This is a genomic window from Nocardioides stalactiti, assembly GCF_014180715.1.
Lineage (GTDB): Bacteria > Actinomycetota > Actinomycetes > Propionibacteriales > Nocardioidaceae > Nocardioides > Nocardioides stalactiti.
On sequence record NZ_JACEFC010000030.1, the window covers coordinates 1 to 17,803 of the forward strand.

Sequence of the window (17,803 nt, forward strand, 5' to 3'; positions counted from 1 at the left end):
TCGGCGTGCTCCCGCTCGTCGCGATCGGGGGCATCGTCGCCGCACGAGCGCCCCTTGTCTGGGCCGCCGGCACCCACGGCATCGCCGTCATCGGCGGGATCTGGCGACAACCCGATCCCGTCCTCGCCGCGAAGGAGCTCGCCGCCGGCAGCGGAGCCTGACGTGCGGGTCAAGGTCCTCGGCGCCGGGATCATCGGGTTGTCCGTCGCCGACGAGCTGCTCCGGCGCGGTCACCGGGTGACGGTGGTCGATCCGGCGCCCGGCGCGGGTGCGTCGTACGCCGCCGCGGGGATGCTCAGCCCCTCGGCCGAGCTCTGGCACCACGAGGAGGCGCTGCTGGGTCTCGGACGTCGTTCCCTCGCGCTCTGGGGTTCCTATGCCGACCGGCTGGGGGTCCCGGTGCGGACCGACGGCACGCTTCTCGTCGGGTACGACGCCGGCGACCGCCAGCAGGTCGCCCGCCAGGTCGCGCTCGTCGAGAAGCACGGCGGTCGGGTGGAGCGGTGCGCGGACGGCTCGGCGGTCCTTCCCGATGAGGCGAGCACCGACCCGCGGGCCGTCGTCACCGCACTCCTCGGACGCGTCCCAGTCGTCCCGGTCGACTCGGCCGGCGACCACGACGCGACCGTGCTCGCGACGGGCGCGACCCTGCCGTCGCCGTACGCGTCACTGGTGCGGGGTGTCCGCGGCGAGATCCTGCGCCTGCGCTCCGACGACCCGCCGGCTCGGACGCTGCGCGGCTGGGTGCACGGTGACGCCGTCTACGTGGTGCCGCGGCACCGCGGCGAGGTCGTCGTCGGCGCGACCAGCGAGGAGCACGACGCGCCGCCCGTGGTGACTGCCGGCGGCGTCCGTCGGCTGCTCACCGCGGCCCGGGCCCTGTGGCCCGCGCTCGACCGTGCCGAGCTGGTGGAGGCCACCGCCCGCGACCGTCCCTGCACCCCCGACAACCTGCCGCTCGTCGGCCCGGCGGTAGAGGCGGCCGACGGGGTGGTGCTCGCCGCCGGCCACTACCGCCACGGCGTCCTGCTCGCCCCGCTCACCGCGTACCTCGTCGCCGACCACCTCGAGACCGGCGTCGTCGACCCGGTGCTCGACCCCCGTCGCTTCACCGGAGGAGACCGATGACCCTGACCGTCAACGGAGAGGCGGTCGCTCATGACGGCACCGTCGCCGACCTGCTCGCAGCCCGGCTCCTCGACCCCCGGCCACCCGGCATCGCGGTGGCTGTCAACGACGCGGTGGTGCTGCGGGACGACTGGCCGCGCCGACGGCTCGCCGAGGGTGACGTCGTCGAGATCGTGACGGCGGTGGCCGGCGGATGAGCCTCACCATCGCCGGCCGCCCGCTCGGCTCGCGGCTGTTCCTCGGCACCGGCGGCCTGCCCCACCTGGCGCTCCTCGACCCGGTCCTGGCTGCTGCGGACCCCGGGCTGGTCACCGTGTCGGTACGACGGACGTCCGCGACCGGTGACGGGAGCCTGCTCGCGGGGCTGCGCCGGCGCGGTGTCCCGCTCCTGCCGAACACCGCCGGTTGCCTGTCGGCCCGGGAGGCCGTCCTCACCGCCGAGCTCGCCCGGGAGGCGCTGGGGACCGACTGGGTCAAGCTCGAGGTCATCGGTGACGAGACCTCGCTGCTGCCGGACGCCGTCGGGCTCCTCGACGCAGCCGACCAGCTCGTCCGGCGCGGCTTCACGGTGCTGCCCTACACGACCGACGACCCGGTCCTCGCGCGCCGCCTGGTCGACCTCGGGTGCGCCGCGGTGATGCCGCTCGGATCGCCGATCGGGTCCGGGCTCGGCGTCCTCAACCCGCATGCGATCGAGGCGGTCCGGGCTTCCGTCGACGTGCCCGTGGTGCTGGACGCCGGGGTCGGCACGGCCAGCGACGCCGCGCTCGCGATGGAGCTCGGCTGCGACGCGGTGCTGGCGGCGACCGCCATCACCCGGGCCGACGACCCGGTGGCGATGGCACGGGCCCTGCGGCTCGGGGTCGAGGCCGGCCACGCCGCTCGCCTTGCCGGCCGGATCCCGCGGCGCGCGACCGCCCGCGCGTCCTCGCCGATGACGGGGCGGATCGATCCACCCCACGACGTTCTTCGGCTCCCCCGCTTCGCTCCTCCGGCGAACAACGCCGCGGGGACCCCGGGATGAGCCCGGTCGTGCTGCTGACCGACCGCGCCCAGCTCCGGCTGGGCCGCTGTCTGCTCCGGACGGTCCGCGAGTGCGTCGACGCCGGCCTCGAGTCGGTCGTGGTGCGCGAGCACGACCTCGAGCAGCCGCAGCGAGCGGCGCTGGTGGCATCGCTCGCGGGTCTGCCCGGCCTCACCGTGATCTCGTCGCGCATCCCGACGCCGGCCGCGCACGGGACGCACCTGGCGGCCGACCAGCCCACCGTCGCCGGCCGCTTCGGGCGCTCCTGCCACGACCGCGCCGCGGTCACCCGCGCGGCGGCCGAGGGCGCGAGATGGGCGACCCTGTCGCCGTACTCCCTGAGCGCGAGCAAGCCCGGCTACGGGCCACCCCTCCCGGTCGGCGCGTACGCCGACCTGCCGCTGCCGACCTTCGCGCTCGGTGGGATCACCCCTGGCAACGCGGTGGCCGCGGTCGGGGCCGGGGCGTGCGGGGTCGCCGTCATGGGCGAGGTGATGCGGGCCGAGGAGCCCGCGCGCGTCGTCGAGGCCCTGTTGCGGGTGCTCGGATGACCCCGCCCGTCGTCCTCACCGTCGCCGCCACCGACTCGGGCGGGGGTGCCGGGATCGCGGCCGACCTGGCGACCTTCGCGGCGCTCGGCGTGCACGGGGCCTGCGTCGTCACTGCCGTCACCGCCCAGGACACGACCGCGGTGCACGCGATCCACCCCCTCCCGCTCGAGGTCGTGGCGGACCAGCTCGCCGCGGTCCTCGGTGACCTGCCCGTCGCAGTCGTCAAGACCGGTGTCCTCGGATCGGCGGCTGCTGTGCTCCTGGTCAGCGAGGTCTGTCGGTCACTCCCGCCGGGACGACCCCTGCTGGTGGTGGACCCGGTGCTGCACGCCACCGTCGGTACGGCGTTCGCCGACGCCGAGGTGATCGCCGCGTACCGCGACCACCTCGTCCCCCTCGCCGACGTGATCACCCCCAACGAGGAGGAGTGGGGCGCCCTAGGGCGCCTCGAGCACCCCGGGCTGGTCGTCACCCGCGGCGGCGACGTCGTCACGACCAACGACCACGGCACCGGCTGCACCTACAGCAGCGCCCTGGCCGCCCACCTCGCGCACGGCCGCGACCTGCGGACCGCGACGACCCGCGCCGCGGCGTACGTCGAACGACAGCTCCACCTCGGCAAGGACTGGGAGCTCGGCCGCGGCCGCGGCCCGGTCGCGCACGTCACCCCAACCCCTGAAGGAGTCACCCCATGACCGTCCACCCCGCCCACACCCGCATCGAGAGCGGCGACCTGCGGGTGCCGTTCACCCGGGTCCGGCTCACCAACGGCGACACGTTCGACCGCTACTGCACCGAGGGTCCGGGCAGCGACCCGGAACGCGGCCTGGCCGCTGTGCGGGAGGCCTGGATCGAGGGCCGCACCGACACCGAGTCGTACGACGGCCGCGCGACCCTGCTGGTCGACAACGGCCGGGCGGCGGTCCGCCGCGGCGAGGCCCGCGAGGAGTGGCGCGGTGAGCGCCGTCAGCCGCGACGGGGCACCGGCAAGGCGGTGACCCAGATGGCCTACGCCCGCGCCGGGATCGTCACCGAGGAGATGGCCTACGTCGCGGCCCGCGAGCAGTGCGACGTCGAGCTGGTCCGGACCGAGGTGGCCGCGGGCCGCGCGATCATCCCCGCCAACGTCAACCACCCCGAGTCCGAGCCGATGATCATCGGCCGCCGCTTCCTGGTGAAGATCAACGCCAACATCGGCAACTCGGCCGTGACCAGCTCGATCGCCGAGGAGGTCGACAAGCTCACCCACGCGATCACCTGGGGTGCCGACACGGTGATGGACCTCAGCACCGGTGACGACATCCACACCACCCGGGAGTGGATCATCCGCAACAGCCCGGTCCCGATCGGCACGGTCCCGATCTACCAGGCCCTGGAGAAGGTCGACGGCGAGGCCGACCAGCTGACCTGGGAGATCTTCCGCGACACCGTCATCGAGCAGTGCGAGCAGGGCGTCGACTACATGACCATCCACGCCGGCGTGCTGCTGCGGTACGTGCCGCTCACCGCCGGCCGGGTGACCGGCATCGTCAGCCGCGGCGGCTCGATCATGGCGGGCTGGTGCCTGGCGCACCACGAGGAGAACTTCCTCTACACGCACTTCGACGAGCTGTGCGAGATCTTCGCCCGGTACGACGTCAGCTTCTCCCTCGGGGACGGGCTCCGCCCGGGCAGCACTGCCGACGCGAACGACGAGGCCCAGTTCTCCGAGCTGCGGACGCTGGCCGAGCTGACGAAGCGTGCCTGGGAGCACGACGTCCAGGTCATGGTCGAGGGCCCCGGTCACGTGCCGCTCAACCTGGTGGAGGAGAACGTCCGGCTCCAGCAGGAGTGGTGCCACGGCGCGCCGTTCTACACCCTCGGCCCGCTCGCGACGGACGTCGCGCCCGGATACGACCACATCACCAGTGCGATCGGCGCCGCCACGATCGCGATGCACGGCACCGCGATGCTCTGCTACGTGACGCCGAAGGAGCACCTCGGCCTGCCCGACCGCGACGATGTGAAGACCGGCGTCATCACCTACAAGCTCGCGGCTCACGCCGCCGACGTCGCGAAGGGTCATCCGGGCGCCCGCGAGTGGGACGACGCCCTCTCCAGGGCTCGGTTCGAGTTCCGCTGGCGCGACCAGTTCGCGCTGTCGCTCGACCCGGTGACCGCCGAGGCGTTCCACGACGAGACGCTGCCCGCCGAGGGTGCCAAGACCGCGCACTTCTGCTCGATGTGCGGGCCGAAGTTCTGCTCGATGCGGATCAGCCAGGACGTCCGCGAGCGGTTCGCCCCCGCGATGGAGCAGAAGTCGGCGGAGTTCCTCGCGCTGGGAGGCACGATCTATGTCGATGCGGAGAACTAGGCTCGCGCCGTGGAGTTCGAGTTCTCGGCGAGGGTGATCGAGTGGCGCGGCCCGGCGCCGTTCTACTACGCCGACATCCCCGTCGAGGACAGCGACGACGTCAAGGACGCCGCCAAGGGCCTGGAGTACTGGGGCCAGGTGCCGGTGGTCGCCCTCATCGGCGACACCGAGTTCACGACCGCGCTGTTCCCCAAGGACGGTCGCTACCTGCTGCCGCTCAAGGACGTCGTACGACGGGCCGAGGGCATCGAGCTCGGCATGACCCTCGAGGTGGGGATGGACCTCAGGCGGTCGGCTCCTCGAACAGGGTGAGGTGGACCTCGGCCGGGGCGTCGAAGCGGGCGTTGACGGACTCCCACGGCGTCCGGGTGGGCGGCGCGACGAGCGTCGCCCCGCCCTGCTCGGCGGCCTCGGTCGCCGTCGCGCAGTCGTCGACCTCGAGCGCGACCCGGAAGTGCGGCGCCACCCGGCGACCGACCTCGACCTCGTCGATGTAGTCGATCTGGGCGTCGTTGCAGAGCTCCAGGGTGGCGCGGCCGGCGTCGAGGATGGTGACCTCGGCGCCTCCCGGCCCGGAGTACGCCTCGGCCTGGGGCATGCCGAGCGCGTCGCGGAAGAACGCGAGCGCACCCTCGTAGTCGGAGGCGTGGACGACGAGACGGAGCTGGCGGACGGTCATGACCCCGAGCCTAGGTTCAGGCGGGCGCGGCGACCTGCTCCTCGCCGATCCGGCCGGCGTGCTCGCGGTCGACGGTGAGGTTCTCCCCGGTGGCCGGGTCGAAGATGTGCATCTTGCGAGCGTCGATCGCGATCTCGGCGGTCTCGCCCTCCTTGATCCGGCTGGCGCCGTCGAGCGTGATGACCAGCTGGGTCCGCAGGGACTCGCCGTCGAGGTCCTTCTCGAGCTGGCGCAGCTGCTGCTCGACCTCGGGGGGAGCCTCGAACGGGATGTAGGCGTAGGTCTCGTTGCCGAGCCACTCGACGACCTCGACGTGCGCCTGGAACGTGCTCCCCGACTCCGCCTCGTCGACGAGTGAGGCGTCCTCGAAGTTCTCGGGACGGATGCCGGCGATGAGCAGGCCGCGCCCCTCGACCTTGGCCGCCTTGTCGGCCGGCAGCTCGACGGAGCCGAACGGCAGCTTGGCCGACGTACCGCTGACTTCGACGGGAAGGAAGTTCATCGGCGGCGAGCCGATGAAGCCGGCCACGAACAGGTTGCCGGGGTTGTCGTAGAGCTCGCGTGGCGTGGCGAGCTGTTGGAGGACGCCGCGCTTGAGGACGGCCACCCGGTCGCCGAGCGTCATCGCCTCGGTCTGGTCGTGGGTGACGTAGACGGTCGTGATGCCGAGCCGCTTCTGCAGCCGGGCGATCTCGGTGCGCATCTGCCCGCGGAGCTTGGCGTCGAGGTTGGAGAGCGGCTCGTCGAAGAGGAACGCGTCGGCCTGGCGGACGATCGCGCGACCCATCGCGACCCGCTGGCGCTGACCGCCGGACAGGTTGCCGGGCTTGCGCTGCAGGTGCTCCTCGAGCTCCAGGGTGCCGGCCGCGTCCTTGACGAGCTTGTCGACCTCGCTGTCGCTCATCTTGGCCAGCCGCAGCGGGAAGGCGATGTTCTCGTAGACGGTGAGGTGGGGGTAGAGCGCGTAGTTCTGGAAAACCATCGCCAGGTTGCGGTCGCGCGGTGCCAGGTCGTTGACCCGGCGGTCGCCGATCTTCAGGTCGCCCGAGGTGATGTCCTCGAGACCGACGATCATCCGCAGCAACGTCGACTTCCCGCAGCCCGACGGCCCGACGAGGATCATGAACTCCCCGTCGGCGATGTCGATCGAGACGTCGTTGACGGCCGGGAAGCCGTCGCCGTACTTCTTCACGAGGTTCTGGATGGTGATCGCAGCCATGGTGCTTATCCCTTCACTGCGCCGGAGGTCAGCCCGGCGACGATCTTGCGTTGGAAGATCAGGACGATGACGATGATCGGGATCGTCGCGATGACGGCCGCCGCCGCGAGCAGCGAGGCGGGCCGGGTGAACGGGTCGGGTCCGGTGAAGAACGCCAGCGACGCCGGGATCGGCCGGGCCGCCTCGGTCGAGGTCAGCGATATCCCGAAGACGAAGTCGTTCCAGGCGAAGAAGAAGGTCAGGATCGCGGCGGTGAAGACGCCCGGCGCGGCCAGCGGCACGATCACCTTGCGGAACGCCTGCCAGGAGGTCGCGCCGTCGACCTGGGCGGCCTGCTCCATCTCCCAGGGGATCTCGCGGAAGAACGCCGACAGCGTCCAGATCGCGAGCGGCAGCGTGAACGACATGTAGGGGATGATCAGCCCGATCCAGGTGTCGTAGATGCCGAAGGCGCGCCACATGTCGAACAGCGGCCCGACGAGGGAGACGACGGGGAACATCGCGATGGCGAGCGCCATCGAGAGCACCATCCGCTTGCCCTTGAACTCCAGGCGGGCGATCGCGTATGCAGCCAGCGTCGCGACCATCACCGACAGCCCGGTGGCGATGAGGCTGATGCCCAGGGAGTTGAGGATCGCTCGCTTGAACTGGTCGTTGTCCCACACCTGGCGGTAGTTCTCCCAGCCGGCCCAGGTGCCGTCGGCCGGCCAGAACCCCGGGTTGCCGACCGTGATCGAGTCGGGGGCCTTGAACGACAGCGAGATCACCCAGACCACCGGCAGCAGGCACCAGATCAGGATCAGCGCCACGCCGATGGGCATGCCGAGCTTCTTCATGGCCGGGTCACCCTTCCTGCCTGGCCTGGGCCAGGTCGACGCGGAACAGCTTGATGATCAGCCAGGCGATGAGCAGGACAGAGAGGAACAACAGCACCGAGAGGGCCGAGCCCATGCCGAGCTGGAGCTGCTCGATGGTCTGCCGGTAGGTGAGGAAGCTGATCGACGCGGTGTCCTCGGCGCCGTTGGTCATCACGAAGATGTTGTCGAAGATCCGGTAGGCGTCGAGGGCGCGGAACAGCACCGCCACCATGATCGCGGCCCGCATGTTGGGGAGGACGACCTTCCAGAGGCGCTGCCACCAGGTGGCACCGTCCACCTTCGCCGCCTCGATCATGTCCTCGCTCACCTGCGCCAGCCCGGCGAGGAGGAGCAACGACATGAACGGCGTGGTCTTCCAGATCTCGGAGATGCAGATCGCGATGACCGCCGGTGTCGTGTCTCCGAACCAGTTGAAGGTGTCGTCGATCCCCGGGATCCACCCGTTGACGAAGCCGTTGGTCGAGCTGAACGCGAACTGCCAGGTGAAGCCGGAGACGACGGTGATGATCCCGTAGGGGATGAGGATCGACGTACGGACGATCCCGCGCGCGAAGACCAGCCGGTGCATGACCATCGCGAACACGAAGCCGATGACCAGCTCGATCGCGACCGTGACCACCATGTAGGCGACCGTGATGACCGTGGTCTTCCAGAACAGCGGGTCGCTCAGCGCGGTCAGGTAGTTCTGGGCCCACACGACCTCGCGGTCGTCGGGGGCCGCGAGCGAGTAGTTGAAGACCGAGAGCCAGAGCGCCCGCAGCATCGGGAACGCCGTCACGATGAGCATCAGCACGATCGCCGGCGCGACCAGGCGTTGGCCCAGCCGGTTCTCGGCCCGTGCCCGGTCGCTGGCGACCTTGCCGCCGCCGCGGTTGGTCGCGTCTGCCCGGGGAGCGGTCACGGTGGTCACAGCAGTGCCTCCCCTTGCAGGACGTCCTCGAGGTAGTCCGCCGACTCCTCCGGGGTCGAGTCCGGGTCGACGGAGGCCGGGGAGTGCCAGCGCTCCTGGACGGCGCCGGAGATGGTCGCGTAGTAGGCGCTCTCGGGGCGGGGGCCGCCCTCGTCGACGCTGGTGCGGAACAGCTCGATCAGGTCCTCGGGGTAGTCGCCGCTCTGGGCGACCTCGTCGTAGGCGGAGTTGGTGGACGGCATCAGGCCGGCGTCCAGCGCGAGGTCGACCTGAGCCTTCTGGGAGGTGATGCACTCGGCCGCGGCCATCGCGTGCTCCGGGTGCTCGGAGTAGGCGCCGACCCCGATGTCGATCCCGCCGACGGGCGGCTGGGAGGTCTCGCCCTCGACGGTCTGCGGGTAGCGCGCCCACCCCAGGTCCTCGAACGCCTTGTCGTCGGCGGGTCCGCCCGGCTTGCCGATGAGGTCGGCGTAGTTCTTGTAGACGAAGGTCCAGTTCGTCATGAACTCGCCGGCGCCCTGGTCACCCTTCGGGTCCGGGAACATCCGGCCCAGGCTGGTGCCCTCGTTGGAGACCGAGAGGTCGCTCTGGGCGGCGTCGGAGTCGGCGAGGGCCTGCACGACCTCCGCTGCCTTGCGCCCGGCGTCGGAGTCGAGCCCGACGTCGGCGTCGCGGCCCTCCTCGTTGTTGGTGATGATCGCCCCGCCGGCGCCGAGGACCAGGGCGTTGATCCACACGACGTAGGCCTCGTACTTGTTGGCCTGGACGCCCACGCTGCCGTTGTTGTCGGCCGCCGCCTGGATGACCTGGTCCCAGGTGACCGGCTGCGACATGTCGAGGCCGGCCTTCTCGGCGAGCGAGCGGCGGTACCAGAGGACCTGGGTGTTGGCCCACATCGGTATCGCGAAGACGCCGTCGTCCCAGGTGACGGTCTCGACCGGCCCGGCGAGGTAGTCGCCGCCGTCGGTGATCTCGGAGGCCTTCTCCTCGGGGATCTCGGCGAGCCAGCCGGCGTTGGCGAACTCGGCGACGAAGACCGGGTCGAGATTCATCAGGTCGGTCGAGGAGTCCTCGGCGGCGAGCCGCCTGGCCAGCTGGATGCGCTGGTCGGTCGCGCTCGTCGGCAGCTGCTGGAGCACGATGTCGTAGTCGCCGGTGCTGCACTCCTCGGCGTACTTCTCGAAGACCTCGACGCCGTCGGGGTTGACGTACCAGTTGAGGACCGGCTTGTCCGAGCCGCCGCAGGCGGACAGCAGAGTGGCGACGAGACCGAGTGACGTGGCGGTCCCGAGAGCTCTCGATCGATGCGTCATCGAACCCTCCCGAAAGGTGTGACCACGGCCACACTCCCCCCGGGAGGACGTTTTGTCTAGACCGATTGTCCGGGGCGCTTCGGGGTAGCGCGGTCGGCGGTACGACGCAGGGCGGTCGCGAACGTCGGGAAGAGGGCAGGCGGCAGGTCGTGGCCCATCCCGTCGATGAGGAGGAGCTCCGCACCGGGGATCGCGGCCGCGGTGGCGCGACCGCCCGAGACGTGGACCATCCGGTCCTGGAGGCCGTGGATCACCGTCGTGGGGACGGTGATCCGGGTCAGGTCGGCCGTCCGGTTGGGCTGGGTCAGGACGGCGAGCATCTGGCGCAGCACCCCGGCCCGGCTCACGCCGCGGTCGAAGGTCTCGCCCGCCCGGCTCTCCAGGCGGCCGGCCGTCGGGGGATAGCCGGGGGAGCCGATGAGTCCCCAGACCCGAACCGCGTCCTTGAGGTAGTCGTCGCGGGTCGGGCCACGACCGGAGATCAGCGTGGGCAGCAGGGTGGGGCTCTGCCACCCCGCGGTCCGCTGGCCGGTCGTCGACATGATGCTCGTCAGCGAGCGCACCCGGGTCGGGGCGGCGAGGGCCATCGTCTGGGCGATCATCCCGCCCATCGACACGCCGGCCAGGTGGGCCGAGCGGAGGCCGAGGTGGTCGAGCAGGCCGAAACCGTCGTCGGCCAGGTCGCCCATCGAGTACGGCGCCGCCACCCGGCGTCCGAGGAACGCGCGCGCGACGTCGACCTTGCGGACCCGGCCGGCGTCCCGCGAGGACCTGCCCGTGTCGCGGTTGTCGTAGCGGATCGCGAAGAACCCCTCCCGCGCCAGCAGCATGCACAGGTCGGTGTCCCACCACGTCATCGGGCCGCCGAGGCCCATGACGAGCAGCAGCGGCTCGGCGTCGGGGTCGCCGAAGGTCTGGTAGCACAGCTCGACCCCGCCCGGAAGGGGTGCGAACAGCTCTTGGGACACCGCCACGTCGGTCCGGTCAGCAGGCGAGATCATGAACCCCAGTTTGCCGAATGGCACCCAGTTCATGTTTCAACCAAGTTAAGGTCGGTGATATGAGCACCGTGCTGGCGCCCTACCTGATGCCCGACGGCTTCGGTCGTCCGGCCCTGGCTGCGTTGCTCCGTGAGGGCAGCCTCGTCACCGAGGCCGGCCGGCTGGCCGTCCACAAGGGGGCCGCCCGTCGGACCCGCCGGAACACGCCGTACGCCGCCCGCAGTACGGCGCGCGCCGCCGAGCCGGTGCTGCTCGTGCCGGGCTTCCTGGCCGGTGACTGGACGCTGCGACAGATGGCGGCGGGGCTGCGCGAGCGTGGCTTCCGCACCTATCGCTCCCACATCCACGCCAACGTGGGCTGCACGCTCAACGCGGCCGCGCTCGTCGAGGCCCACCTCGAGCGGATCGCCGAGCGCCGCGGTTCCCGGGTGCAGATCGTCGGCCACAGCCTCGGCGGCATGATCGCCCGCGGGATCGCCGTACGGCGCCCCGACCTCGTGTCCGGCATCGTCACCATGGGCAGCCCGATGCTCGCGCCGGGTGCGCACCACCGACTGCTGACCGGCGGGGTCACCTTGCTCAACCGGCTGGCCCAGGCAGGCGTCCCCGGCGTGATGTCGCAGGAGTGCGTGTCCGGTCCGTGTGCCGAGGTGAGCTTCCACGAGGTGCGCCAGCCCGTGCCCCACGGCGTCGCGATGACCAACGTCTTCTCGCGACGCGACGGGATCGTCGACTGGAAGGCCTGCATCGACCCGATGGGCGAGCACGTCGAGGTCCGCGCCTCGCACATCGGCCTCGCGATCGACCCGCGCGTCGTCAGGGTCGTCGGCGACGCCCTCCACCGGCAGGTCGCCGGCGTCGTCACCCTCCAGGCCGTCGAGTCCGCCTGACCCGTCGAGTCCGGGTTCGACGGGTCAGTCGAAGTCGATCGAGCTGAAGTTCCGGAGCTTCTGGAGCTGGTGCTCGGAGGTGATCGTGCGGATCGTGCCCGAGCGGGAGCGCATGACCAGAGACTCGGTCGTGCAGCCGCCTGCGCGGTAGCGGACGCCGCGCAGCAGCTCGCCGTCGGTGATGCCGGTCGCGACGAAGAAGCAGTCGTCGCCGGTGACGAGCGTGTCGGTGGTGAGCACGTAGTCGGGGTCGAGGTTGTGCCCCGCGTCGATCGCCTTCTGGCGCTCCTCGTCGTCGGTCGGCCAGAGCCGGCCCTGGATCGTCCCGCCGAGCGACTTGATCGCGCAGGCGGTGATGATGCCCTCGGGCGTCCCGCCGATGCCGAGCAGCAGGTCGACGCCGGAGTTGGCGCGGGCGGCCGAGATGGCACCCGCGACGTCGCCGTCGGTGATGAACTTGATCCGCGCTCCGGTGGCCCGGATCTCGTCGACCAGGTGGGCGTGGCGCGGACGGTCGAGGAGGACCACGGTCACGTCGGAGGCGGTCGCACCCTTGGCCTTCGCGACCTGGTGGATGTTCTCCGAGACGGGGTAGCGGATGTCGACGACGTCGGCGGCCTCGGGCCCGGTGACGAGCTTCTCCATGTAGAACACCGCGGACGGGTCGTACATCGAGCCGCGGGGAGCGACGGCCAGGACGGCGATCGCGTTGCTCATGCCCTTGGCGGTGAGCGTGGTGCCGTCGATCGGGTCGACCGCGACGTCGCACTCGGGGCCGGTGCCGTCGCCGACGCGCTCGCCGTTGTAGAGCATCGGGGCGTCGTCCTTCTCGCCCTCGCCGATGACGACGACGCCGTTCATGCCGATCGTCGAGATCATCACTCGCATCGCGTTGACGGCCACGCCGTCGGCGCCGTTCTTGTCGCCGCGACCGACCCAGCGGCCGGCGGCCATCGCCGCTGCCTCGGTCACGCGCACCAGCTCGAGGGCGAGGTTGCGGTCGGGAGCCGGCGGGGGCACGGCGAAGGAGCTCATGGGCCGAACCTTATCCTCCGGCGCGGAGACTGCTGCGCACCGGAACTTGGGTCTGGACAGGGGATCTACCCGGCGTACGTCGTCACGGCCGTCTCCTTGACCGACAGCCACACGGGTTGGCCGGGGACGAGCGCCAGCTCGCGGGACGCCGCGGGCGTGACATCGGCGATCAGGTCGACCTCGCCGCTCACCTGGAGGCGGATCGCGTCACCGTGCGGGGCAGCGCCGCGGACGACGCCCTGCCACCGGTTGCGGGTCGAGTCGGCGGGGGCGTGGACCGACACCGTCACGGCCGACGGTGAGAAGGCACGCAGCCGGTCGCCGTCGCGGATCACGTTGAGGCCGACCAGGCGTGCGACGTGCTCGGTGAGCGGACGCGCCGCGACGTCCGCCGGGGTGCCGACCTGGGCGACGGCGCCGGTGTCGAGCACGACGACCGCGCTGGCCAGGGTCAGCGCGTCGAGGGCGTCGTGGGTGACCAGGATGGTGACCCCGCGGAAGTCGGAGAGGTGGCGCCCCAGCTCGATCCGCAGCGTCGCGGCGACGCCGACGTCGAGGCCGGAGAACGGCTCGTCGAGGAGCAGCAGGTCGGGGGAGGTGACGAGGGCGCGCGCGATCGCGACCCGCTGGGCCTGGCCGCCGGACAGCTGCGCGGGTCGGCGTCGTGCCAGTTCGGCGATCCCGAGCCGTTCCAGCCACTCGGCCGCTGCAGCGCGGGCGTCGGGCCGAGGGACACCGCGGGAGCGCAGGCCGAACGCGACGTTGTCGAGCGCCGACAGGTGCGGGAACAGCCGCTGGTCCTGGAACACCACCCCGACGTTGCGCGCGGGCGGGGTCCGGGTGAGGAGGTCGGTCCCGCCGAGGAGGGCGTGACCCTCGGCGGGCAGGAGCCCGGAGAGGGCGTGGACGAGGGTGCTCTTGCCGGCACCGTTGGGGCCGACCACCGCGACCACGTCGCCGGGGTCGGCGGCGAGAGTGGCGTCGAGGCGGCCGGGGACGACCAGGCGGGCGTCGAGGCCGGTCCGGCCGGTCGGTGCGGTCACGGTGCGGTCACCAGCCACTTGTCGCGGAGCACGACGAGCACCGCGACCGAGACGGTGAGCATGACCAGGCTCAGCGCGAGTGCGGCGTCGGCGTCGGACTGGCGGGCGACGTAGATGAGGGTCGGCATCGTCTGGGTGGTGCCGGGGTAGTTGCCGTTGAAGGTGATCGTGGCTCCGAACTCGCCGAGCGACCGGGCCCAGCCGAGCACCATCCCGGCGATGATGCCGGGCAGCGCCAGCGGCACCGTGACCCGGCGGAACGTCGACCACCGGCTCGCCCCGAGCGTCGCTGCAGCATCGTCGTACCGGGTGCCGGCGGAGCGGAGCCCGCCCTCGATGGCGATGGTGACGAACGGCAACGAGACGAACACGTGGGCCAGGACGACGCCCCAGGTCGTGTAGGGGAAGGCGAAGCCGGTCGCGTCCAGGAGCGGCGCGCCGAGCAGCCCGGACCGGCCGAACGCCTCCCGCAGCGCCACGCCCGCGACGACGGGCGGCAGCACCATCGGGACGGTGACCAGCGCACGGACGAGGCCACGTCCGCGGAAGTCGACCCGCGCCAGGAGCCAGGCCAGGGGCAGGCCGAGCACGAGGCACACCAGCATCGCAAGCGTCGAGGTGACCAGCGAGAGTCGCAGGGCGTCCTGGAGCGCCTCGGTACCGAGCGCCTCGAGCAGGCTGCGCGGGTCGGTCGCCACCACCATCGAGGCGATCGGTACCAGCAGCAGGAGCACGGCTCCGGCCGCCGGCAGCAGCAGGATCCAGGGGGCTCGCCCCAGCGGATCGCCTGTGCGGCGGCGCGGCGTCGTCTCCAGGTGGGTCACGGGAGGCTGAAGCCCGCCTCGGTCAGCACGGCCTGGCCCTCCGGGCCGGTGACCAGCTCGACCCACGCCTCCGCGAGGTCGTCGTCCTCGGACTGCTCCAGGTCTGCGATGAAGTACGACGTCAGCTGCTCCTCGGCGCCCGCGATCGGGAGGGTGGCGACGTCGGCGCCGGCGGCGATGGCGTCGCTCGCGTAGACCAGACCCGCGTCGGCCTCGCCGGACACGACCTTGTCGAGCGTCGACCGGACGTCCTCCTCGAGGCTGGCCGGCTCGGCGTCGACGCCGGCGGCTTCGAGCACGGCGAGCGCGACCCGGCCGCAGGGGACGGCGTCGGCGCAGCGCACCCAGGTGGCGCCGTCGAGGTCCTCCAGGCCGGTGATGCCGGCAGGGTTGTCGGGCGGCGTGACGATGACCAGCAGGTTGGTCGCGAACGTCGCGGGGTCCTCGACCGCGCCGGCGTCCTCCGCGATCGCCATCGCGGTCTGGTCGGCCGTAGCGAGCACGTCGCCCGGTGCGCCGTCCGCCGCCTGCTCGGCAAGGTCGGTGCTCGACCCGAAGGAGAGCTCGACCTCCACCCCGTCGTGCGCGGCCTCGAACCGCTCGGCGAGCACGGTGAAGACGTCGGTCAGCGAGGATGCGGCGAGCACGGTGAGAGTGCCGCCGTCCGCGCCCTCGTCGTCAGCCCCGTCGCCGCAGGCCGCCAGGGTGGCGGCGAGGACCAGGGCGGGCAGGATGATCAGAGTCTTGTTCACGGGCGCTCCACCACGACTGCTGTCGACTTCACCGACGCGATCGCCCGGACCCCTGGTTCGAGCCCGAGCTCGGTGGCCGCCTCGGCGCTCATCAGCGACACGACCCGGTAGGGACCGCAGACCAGCTCGATCTGGGCCATCACGGTGTCCCGGACGACGCGCGTGACGATGCCGGTCATCCGGTTGCGGGCGCTCACGGACCCGGCCCGGGTCCGTTCCCGCTCGACGTCGTCGACGAGCGACGCCGCGAGAGCGGCGAGGTCGGCGCCGGCGATGACGGTGGGTCCGCTGTCGTGGGCCGCTGGGAGGCGGCCGGCGTCGACCCAGCGGCGGACGGTGTCGTCGCTGACGCCCAGAACTTCGGCGGCTTCCGCGATCCGGTAGTCGGTCACGCCATCAGTGTTCCGCATTTGCGGTCAGAAAGATAGCCGATAGACCGCAAGTGCGGACAACGCGGCGCGTTCGACGTGGCCCCGGTCGTGGTTGTTCTGCGCCGGGCTGTGAAGATGGCCCCGTTATGAGTGATGCACGTGTCGGCCGGCCCGGCAGGTACCAGCGGTCCGTCGGGGGCCTCGTCGCCGCGCTCGTGCTGACGGTCGTCGCCGTCGGCGGTCTGGTGTGGCTGCTCGGTCTGTTCCGCTCCGACCTCGAGGTCGAGCGTGAGCCCGTCGACTACCTCGACGAGATCGCCGCCCTCCAGGGCGCGGGGATCGAACCGGTCTATCCGGCGACCCTTCCCGGCGACTGGGTCGCCACCTCGGTCGACACCCGCCAGGGGTTCCAGCTCCAGATGCTGACCGGTGACGACGAGTTCGTCGGCATCGTCCAGGACCGTGCCGAGGTGAGCGCGCTGCTCGACACCTTCGTCGACGAGGACGCCCCCACCACCGAGATCATCACCGTCCCCGCCTCGGTCATCGAGGCGTGGCAGGGCTACGAGGACGAGGGCGGCGACACGGCGTACGCCGCGACCCTCGGCGAGGACACGATCCTGGTCTACGGGTCGGCGTCGCCCGCGGAGCTCGAGGACCTCATCGGCCGCCTGACCACGGACCCGGTCGAGGACTGATTCAGTCCTCGTCCTCGTCGGCATCGCCGACGACCGCGTCGAGCCGGGCCCGCGCACCGTCGAGCCACTCCTGGCAGATCGTGGCGAGCAGCTCGCCGCGCTCCCACAGCTTCAGCGACTCCTCGAGGGTCGTGCCGCCTGCCTCGAGGCTGCGGACGACCTCGACCAGCTCCTCCCGCGCCTCCTCGTAGGAGGGACGCTCGTCGGACTCAGTCGCCATCGGTCTCCTCCAAGAGCTCGGTGCGGTCGGTGGTCACGTGGATCCTGCCGTCAGCCACCCGCACGCTCATCGCCGCCCCCGGCGCGACGCTCGCAGCGGAGGTGACGACGTGGCCCGCGTCGTCCTGGAGCACGGCGTAGCCGCGCTGCAGGGTGGCCAGCGGGGAGAGCGCCCGGGCCCGGGCGCGGTGGTGGTCGATGTCGTCGGCCGCCCGGTCGAGGCGGTGGCCGAGGGTACGGCGCATCCGGTCGCACAGCCCGGCCAGCTCGTCGTCGCGCCGGTCGAGCAGGGTGCGGGGGTCGGCCAGTGCCGGGCGCGAGCGCAGCGCGTCGAGGCCGGCCTGCTCGCGTGCCACCTGGGCGGCCAGCGCGCGGCGGACCCGGTCGCGGGCGCGAGTGATGCCGTCGGCCTCGCTCGTGACGTCGGGGACGATGAGCTTCGCGGCGTCGGTCGGTGTCGATGCGCGGACGTCGGCGACCAGGTCGAGCAGCGGGCTGTCGGGCTCGTGGCCGATCGCGGACACGACCGGCGTCCGCGCCTTGGCCACCGCGCGGACCAGGCCCTCGTCGGAGAACGGGAGCAGGTCCTCGACGGAGCCGCCACCGCGGGCGATGACGATGACGTCGACGTCCGCCCGGCCGTCGAGCCGCTCCAGGGCCTCGATGACCTCCAGTGCCGAACGCTGCCCCTGCATGGCGGCGTACGCGATCTCGAAGGAGACCCCGGGCCAACGGCGCGTCGCGTTCTCGACGACGTCCTTCTCGGCCGCCGACCGCGGCGCGGTGATCAGGCCGACCCGCTGCGGCAGGAACGGCAGCCGCCGCTTGCGCTCCAGGGCGAAGAGCCCCTCGGCCGCGAGCAGCTGGCGGCGCTGCTCGAGCCGGGCGAGGGGCTCGCCGGGCCCGACCATCCGG

At 71.9% G+C, this 17,803-nt stretch carries 22 protein-coding genes; 9 read left to right on the forward strand and 13 right to left on the reverse strand.

Annotated features, from left to right (window positions below):
- Positions 1-162: 162 nt before the first annotated feature.
- From H0487_RS08305 to H0487_RS08335, 7 genes are read left to right on the forward strand one after another with little or no spacing between them, the layout of a single operon-like run.
- Positions 163-1,128, forward strand: coding sequence for an FAD-dependent oxidoreductase (locus H0487_RS08305; protein WP_183093772.1), 966 nt, complete (start codon positions 163-165; stop codon positions 1,126-1,128).
- Entirely contained in the window at positions 1,125-1,325 is a 201-nt protein-coding gene (thiS, locus tag H0487_RS08310) for a sulfur carrier protein ThiS (RefSeq protein WP_183093773.1), read from the forward strand. Before H0487_RS08305 ends, thiS begins: the two co-directional genes overlap by 4 nt.
- Positions 1,322-2,152: a thiazole synthase gene (locus H0487_RS08315; RefSeq protein WP_183093774.1), complete on the forward strand. Its 831-nt coding sequence runs from the start codon at positions 1,322-1,324 to the stop codon at positions 2,150-2,152. The genes thiS and H0487_RS08315 overlap by 4 nt, the downstream gene beginning before the upstream one ends.
- Positions 2,149-2,703, forward strand: a complete 555-nt coding sequence (locus H0487_RS08320; RefSeq protein ID WP_183093775.1) for a thiamine phosphate synthase — start codon at positions 2,149-2,151, stop codon at positions 2,701-2,703. Before H0487_RS08315 ends, H0487_RS08320 begins: the two co-directional genes overlap by 4 nt.
- Positions 2,700-3,398, forward strand: a complete 699-nt coding sequence (thiD, locus tag H0487_RS08325) for a bifunctional hydroxymethylpyrimidine kinase/phosphomethylpyrimidine kinase (RefSeq protein ID WP_183093776.1) — start codon at positions 2,700-2,702, stop codon at positions 3,396-3,398. Before H0487_RS08320 ends, thiD begins: the two co-directional genes overlap by 4 nt.
- Positions 3,395-5,056 (forward strand): phosphomethylpyrimidine synthase ThiC, encoded by a 1,662-nt coding sequence (thiC, locus tag H0487_RS08330; RefSeq protein ID WP_183093777.1) that lies wholly within the window; start codon positions 3,395-3,397, stop codon positions 5,054-5,056. Before thiD ends, thiC begins: the two co-directional genes overlap by 4 nt.
- A 9-nt stretch (positions 5,057-5,065) precedes the next feature.
- Entirely contained in the window at positions 5,066-5,368 is a 303-nt protein-coding gene (locus H0487_RS08335; RefSeq protein ID WP_183093778.1) for a DUF1905 domain-containing protein, read from the forward strand.
- On the opposite strand, the gene H0487_RS08340 is transcribed toward H0487_RS08335, so the two are convergent.
- Genes H0487_RS08340 through H0487_RS08365 form a run of 6 tightly spaced genes read right to left on the reverse strand, consistent with a single transcriptional unit; the run spans position 5,340 to position 11,056 of the window.
- Entirely contained in the window at positions 5,340-5,735 is a 396-nt protein-coding gene (locus tag H0487_RS08340) for a VOC family protein (RefSeq protein ID WP_183093779.1), read from the reverse strand. The two genes, H0487_RS08335 and H0487_RS08340, sit on opposite strands and share 29 nt — an antisense overlap.
- A 16-nt stretch (positions 5,736-5,751) precedes the next feature.
- Positions 5,752-6,954: an ABC transporter ATP-binding protein gene (locus H0487_RS08345; protein WP_183093780.1), complete on the reverse strand. Its 1,203-nt coding sequence runs from the start codon at positions 6,952-6,954 to the stop codon at positions 5,752-5,754.
- Positions 6,955-6,959: 5 nt separating this feature from the next.
- The gene (locus tag H0487_RS08350; RefSeq protein WP_183093781.1) at positions 6,960-7,790 is read right to left on the reverse strand and encodes a carbohydrate ABC transporter permease; all 831 of its coding nucleotides are present in this window, start codon (positions 7,788-7,790) and stop codon (positions 6,960-6,962) included.
- Positions 7,791-7,797: 7 nt separating this feature from the next.
- Positions 7,798-8,742 carry a carbohydrate ABC transporter permease gene (locus H0487_RS08355; RefSeq protein WP_312855864.1) on the reverse strand — a complete coding sequence of 315 codons (945 nt, stop codon included), beginning with the start codon at positions 8,740-8,742 and terminating at the stop codon, positions 7,798-7,800.
- Complete coding sequence (locus H0487_RS08360) at positions 8,739-10,055, reverse strand: extracellular solute-binding protein (protein WP_183093782.1); 1,317 nt, start codon at positions 10,053-10,055, stop codon at positions 8,739-8,741. Before H0487_RS08360 ends, H0487_RS08355 begins: the two co-directional genes overlap by 4 nt.
- Positions 10,056-10,111: 56 nt before the next feature.
- Entirely contained in the window at positions 10,112-11,056 is a 945-nt protein-coding gene (locus H0487_RS08365) for an alpha/beta fold hydrolase (RefSeq protein WP_183093783.1), read from the reverse strand.
- Positions 11,057-11,115: 59 nt separating this feature from the next.
- Between H0487_RS08365 and H0487_RS08370 the strand changes: the two genes are divergently transcribed.
- Positions 11,116-11,946, forward strand: coding sequence for an esterase/lipase family protein (locus H0487_RS08370; protein ID WP_183093784.1), 831 nt, complete (start codon positions 11,116-11,118; stop codon positions 11,944-11,946).
- A gap of 24 nt (positions 11,947-11,970) precedes the next feature.
- Here the strand turns inward: H0487_RS08370 and glpX are convergent, their stop codons facing one another.
- The 5 genes from glpX to H0487_RS08395 all read right to left on the reverse strand — a co-directional run bounded on the left by glpX (position 11,971) and on the right by H0487_RS08395 (position 15,992).
- The gene (gene glpX, locus H0487_RS08375; RefSeq protein ID WP_183093785.1) at positions 11,971-12,981 is read right to left on the reverse strand and encodes a class II fructose-bisphosphatase; all 1,011 of its coding nucleotides are present in this window, start codon (positions 12,979-12,981) and stop codon (positions 11,971-11,973) included.
- Between the two features lie 65 nt (positions 12,982-13,046).
- Positions 13,047-14,024, reverse strand: coding sequence for an ABC transporter ATP-binding protein (locus H0487_RS08380; RefSeq protein WP_183093786.1), 978 nt, complete (start codon positions 14,022-14,024; stop codon positions 13,047-13,049).
- Entirely contained in the window at positions 14,021-14,848 is an 828-nt protein-coding gene (locus H0487_RS08385; protein ID WP_312855865.1) for an ABC transporter permease, read from the reverse strand. Before H0487_RS08385 ends, H0487_RS08380 begins: the two co-directional genes overlap by 4 nt.
- Complete coding sequence (modA, locus tag H0487_RS08390) at positions 14,845-15,600, reverse strand: molybdate ABC transporter substrate-binding protein (protein ID WP_183093787.1); 756 nt, start codon at positions 15,598-15,600, stop codon at positions 14,845-14,847. Before modA ends, H0487_RS08385 begins: the two co-directional genes overlap by 4 nt.
- On the reverse strand, positions 15,597-15,992 hold the full coding sequence (locus H0487_RS08395; RefSeq protein ID WP_312855866.1) for a TOBE domain-containing protein: 396 nt from the start codon (positions 15,990-15,992) through the stop codon (positions 15,597-15,599). The genes modA and H0487_RS08395 overlap by 4 nt, the downstream gene beginning before the upstream one ends.
- Positions 15,993-16,117: 125 nt before the next feature.
- On the opposite strand from H0487_RS08395, the gene H0487_RS08400 reads away from it, so the two are divergent.
- Positions 16,118-16,669, forward strand: coding sequence for a DUF4245 family protein (locus H0487_RS08400; protein ID WP_183093789.1), 552 nt, complete (start codon positions 16,118-16,120; stop codon positions 16,667-16,669).
- Position 16,670: 1 nt separating this feature from the next.
- Here H0487_RS08400 and H0487_RS08405 read toward each other — a convergent pair whose 3' ends face one another.
- Both H0487_RS08405 and xseA read right to left on the reverse strand, forming a co-directional pair.
- Positions 16,671-16,889 (reverse strand): exodeoxyribonuclease VII small subunit, encoded by a 219-nt coding sequence (locus H0487_RS08405; protein WP_183093790.1) that lies wholly within the window; start codon positions 16,887-16,889, stop codon positions 16,671-16,673.
- Positions 16,879-17,803, reverse strand: a 925-nt coding sequence (gene xseA, locus H0487_RS08410) for an exodeoxyribonuclease VII large subunit (protein ID WP_246383161.1), incomplete at its 5' end; no start/stop codon positions are given. The genes H0487_RS08405 and xseA, both read right to left, overlap by 11 nt.

Bases quoted from the DNA above. Each gene is read 5' to 3' on its own strand.
- H0487_RS08320 (WP_183093775.1), top strand. From the start codon at position 2,149: ATGAGCCCGGTCGTGCTGCTGACCGACCGCGCCCAGCTCCGGCTGGGC.
- H0487_RS08370 (WP_183093784.1), top strand. From the start codon at position 11,116: ATGAGCACCGTGCTGGCGCCCTACCTGATGCCCGACGGCTTCGGTCGT.
- H0487_RS08360 (WP_183093782.1), bottom strand. From the start codon at position 10,055: ATGACGCATCGATCGAGAGCTCTCGGGACCGCCACGTCACTCGGTCTC.
- thiD (WP_183093776.1), top strand. From the start codon at position 2,700: ATGACCCCGCCCGTCGTCCTCACCGTCGCCGCCACCGACTCGGGCGGG.
- glpX (WP_183093785.1), bottom strand. From the start codon at position 12,981: ATGAGCTCCTTCGCCGTGCCCCCGCCGGCTCCCGACCGCAACCTCGCC.
- H0487_RS08400 (WP_183093789.1), top strand. From the start codon at position 16,118: ATGAGTGATGCACGTGTCGGCCGGCCCGGCAGGTACCAGCGGTCCGTC.
- H0487_RS08350 (WP_183093781.1), bottom strand. From the start codon at position 7,790: ATGAAGAAGCTCGGCATGCCCATCGGCGTGGCGCTGATCCTGATCTGG.
- H0487_RS08405 (WP_183093790.1), bottom strand. From the start codon at position 16,889: ATGGCGACTGAGTCCGACGAGCGTCCCTCCTACGAGGAGGCGCGGGAG.
- thiS (WP_183093773.1), top strand. From the start codon at position 1,125: ATGACCCTGACCGTCAACGGAGAGGCGGTCGCTCATGACGGCACCGTC.
- H0487_RS08345 (WP_183093780.1), bottom strand. From the start codon at position 6,954: ATGGCTGCGATCACCATCCAGAACCTCGTGAAGAAGTACGGCGACGGC.
- H0487_RS08315 (WP_183093774.1), top strand. From the start codon at position 1,322: ATGAGCCTCACCATCGCCGGCCGCCCGCTCGGCTCGCGGCTGTTCCTC.
- H0487_RS08340 (WP_183093779.1), bottom strand. From the start codon at position 5,735: ATGACCGTCCGCCAGCTCCGTCTCGTCGTCCACGCCTCCGACTACGAG.
- thiC (WP_183093777.1), top strand. From the start codon at position 3,395: ATGACCGTCCACCCCGCCCACACCCGCATCGAGAGCGGCGACCTGCGG.
- H0487_RS08365 (WP_183093783.1), bottom strand. From the start codon at position 11,056: ATGATCTCGCCTGCTGACCGGACCGACGTGGCGGTGTCCCAAGAGCTG.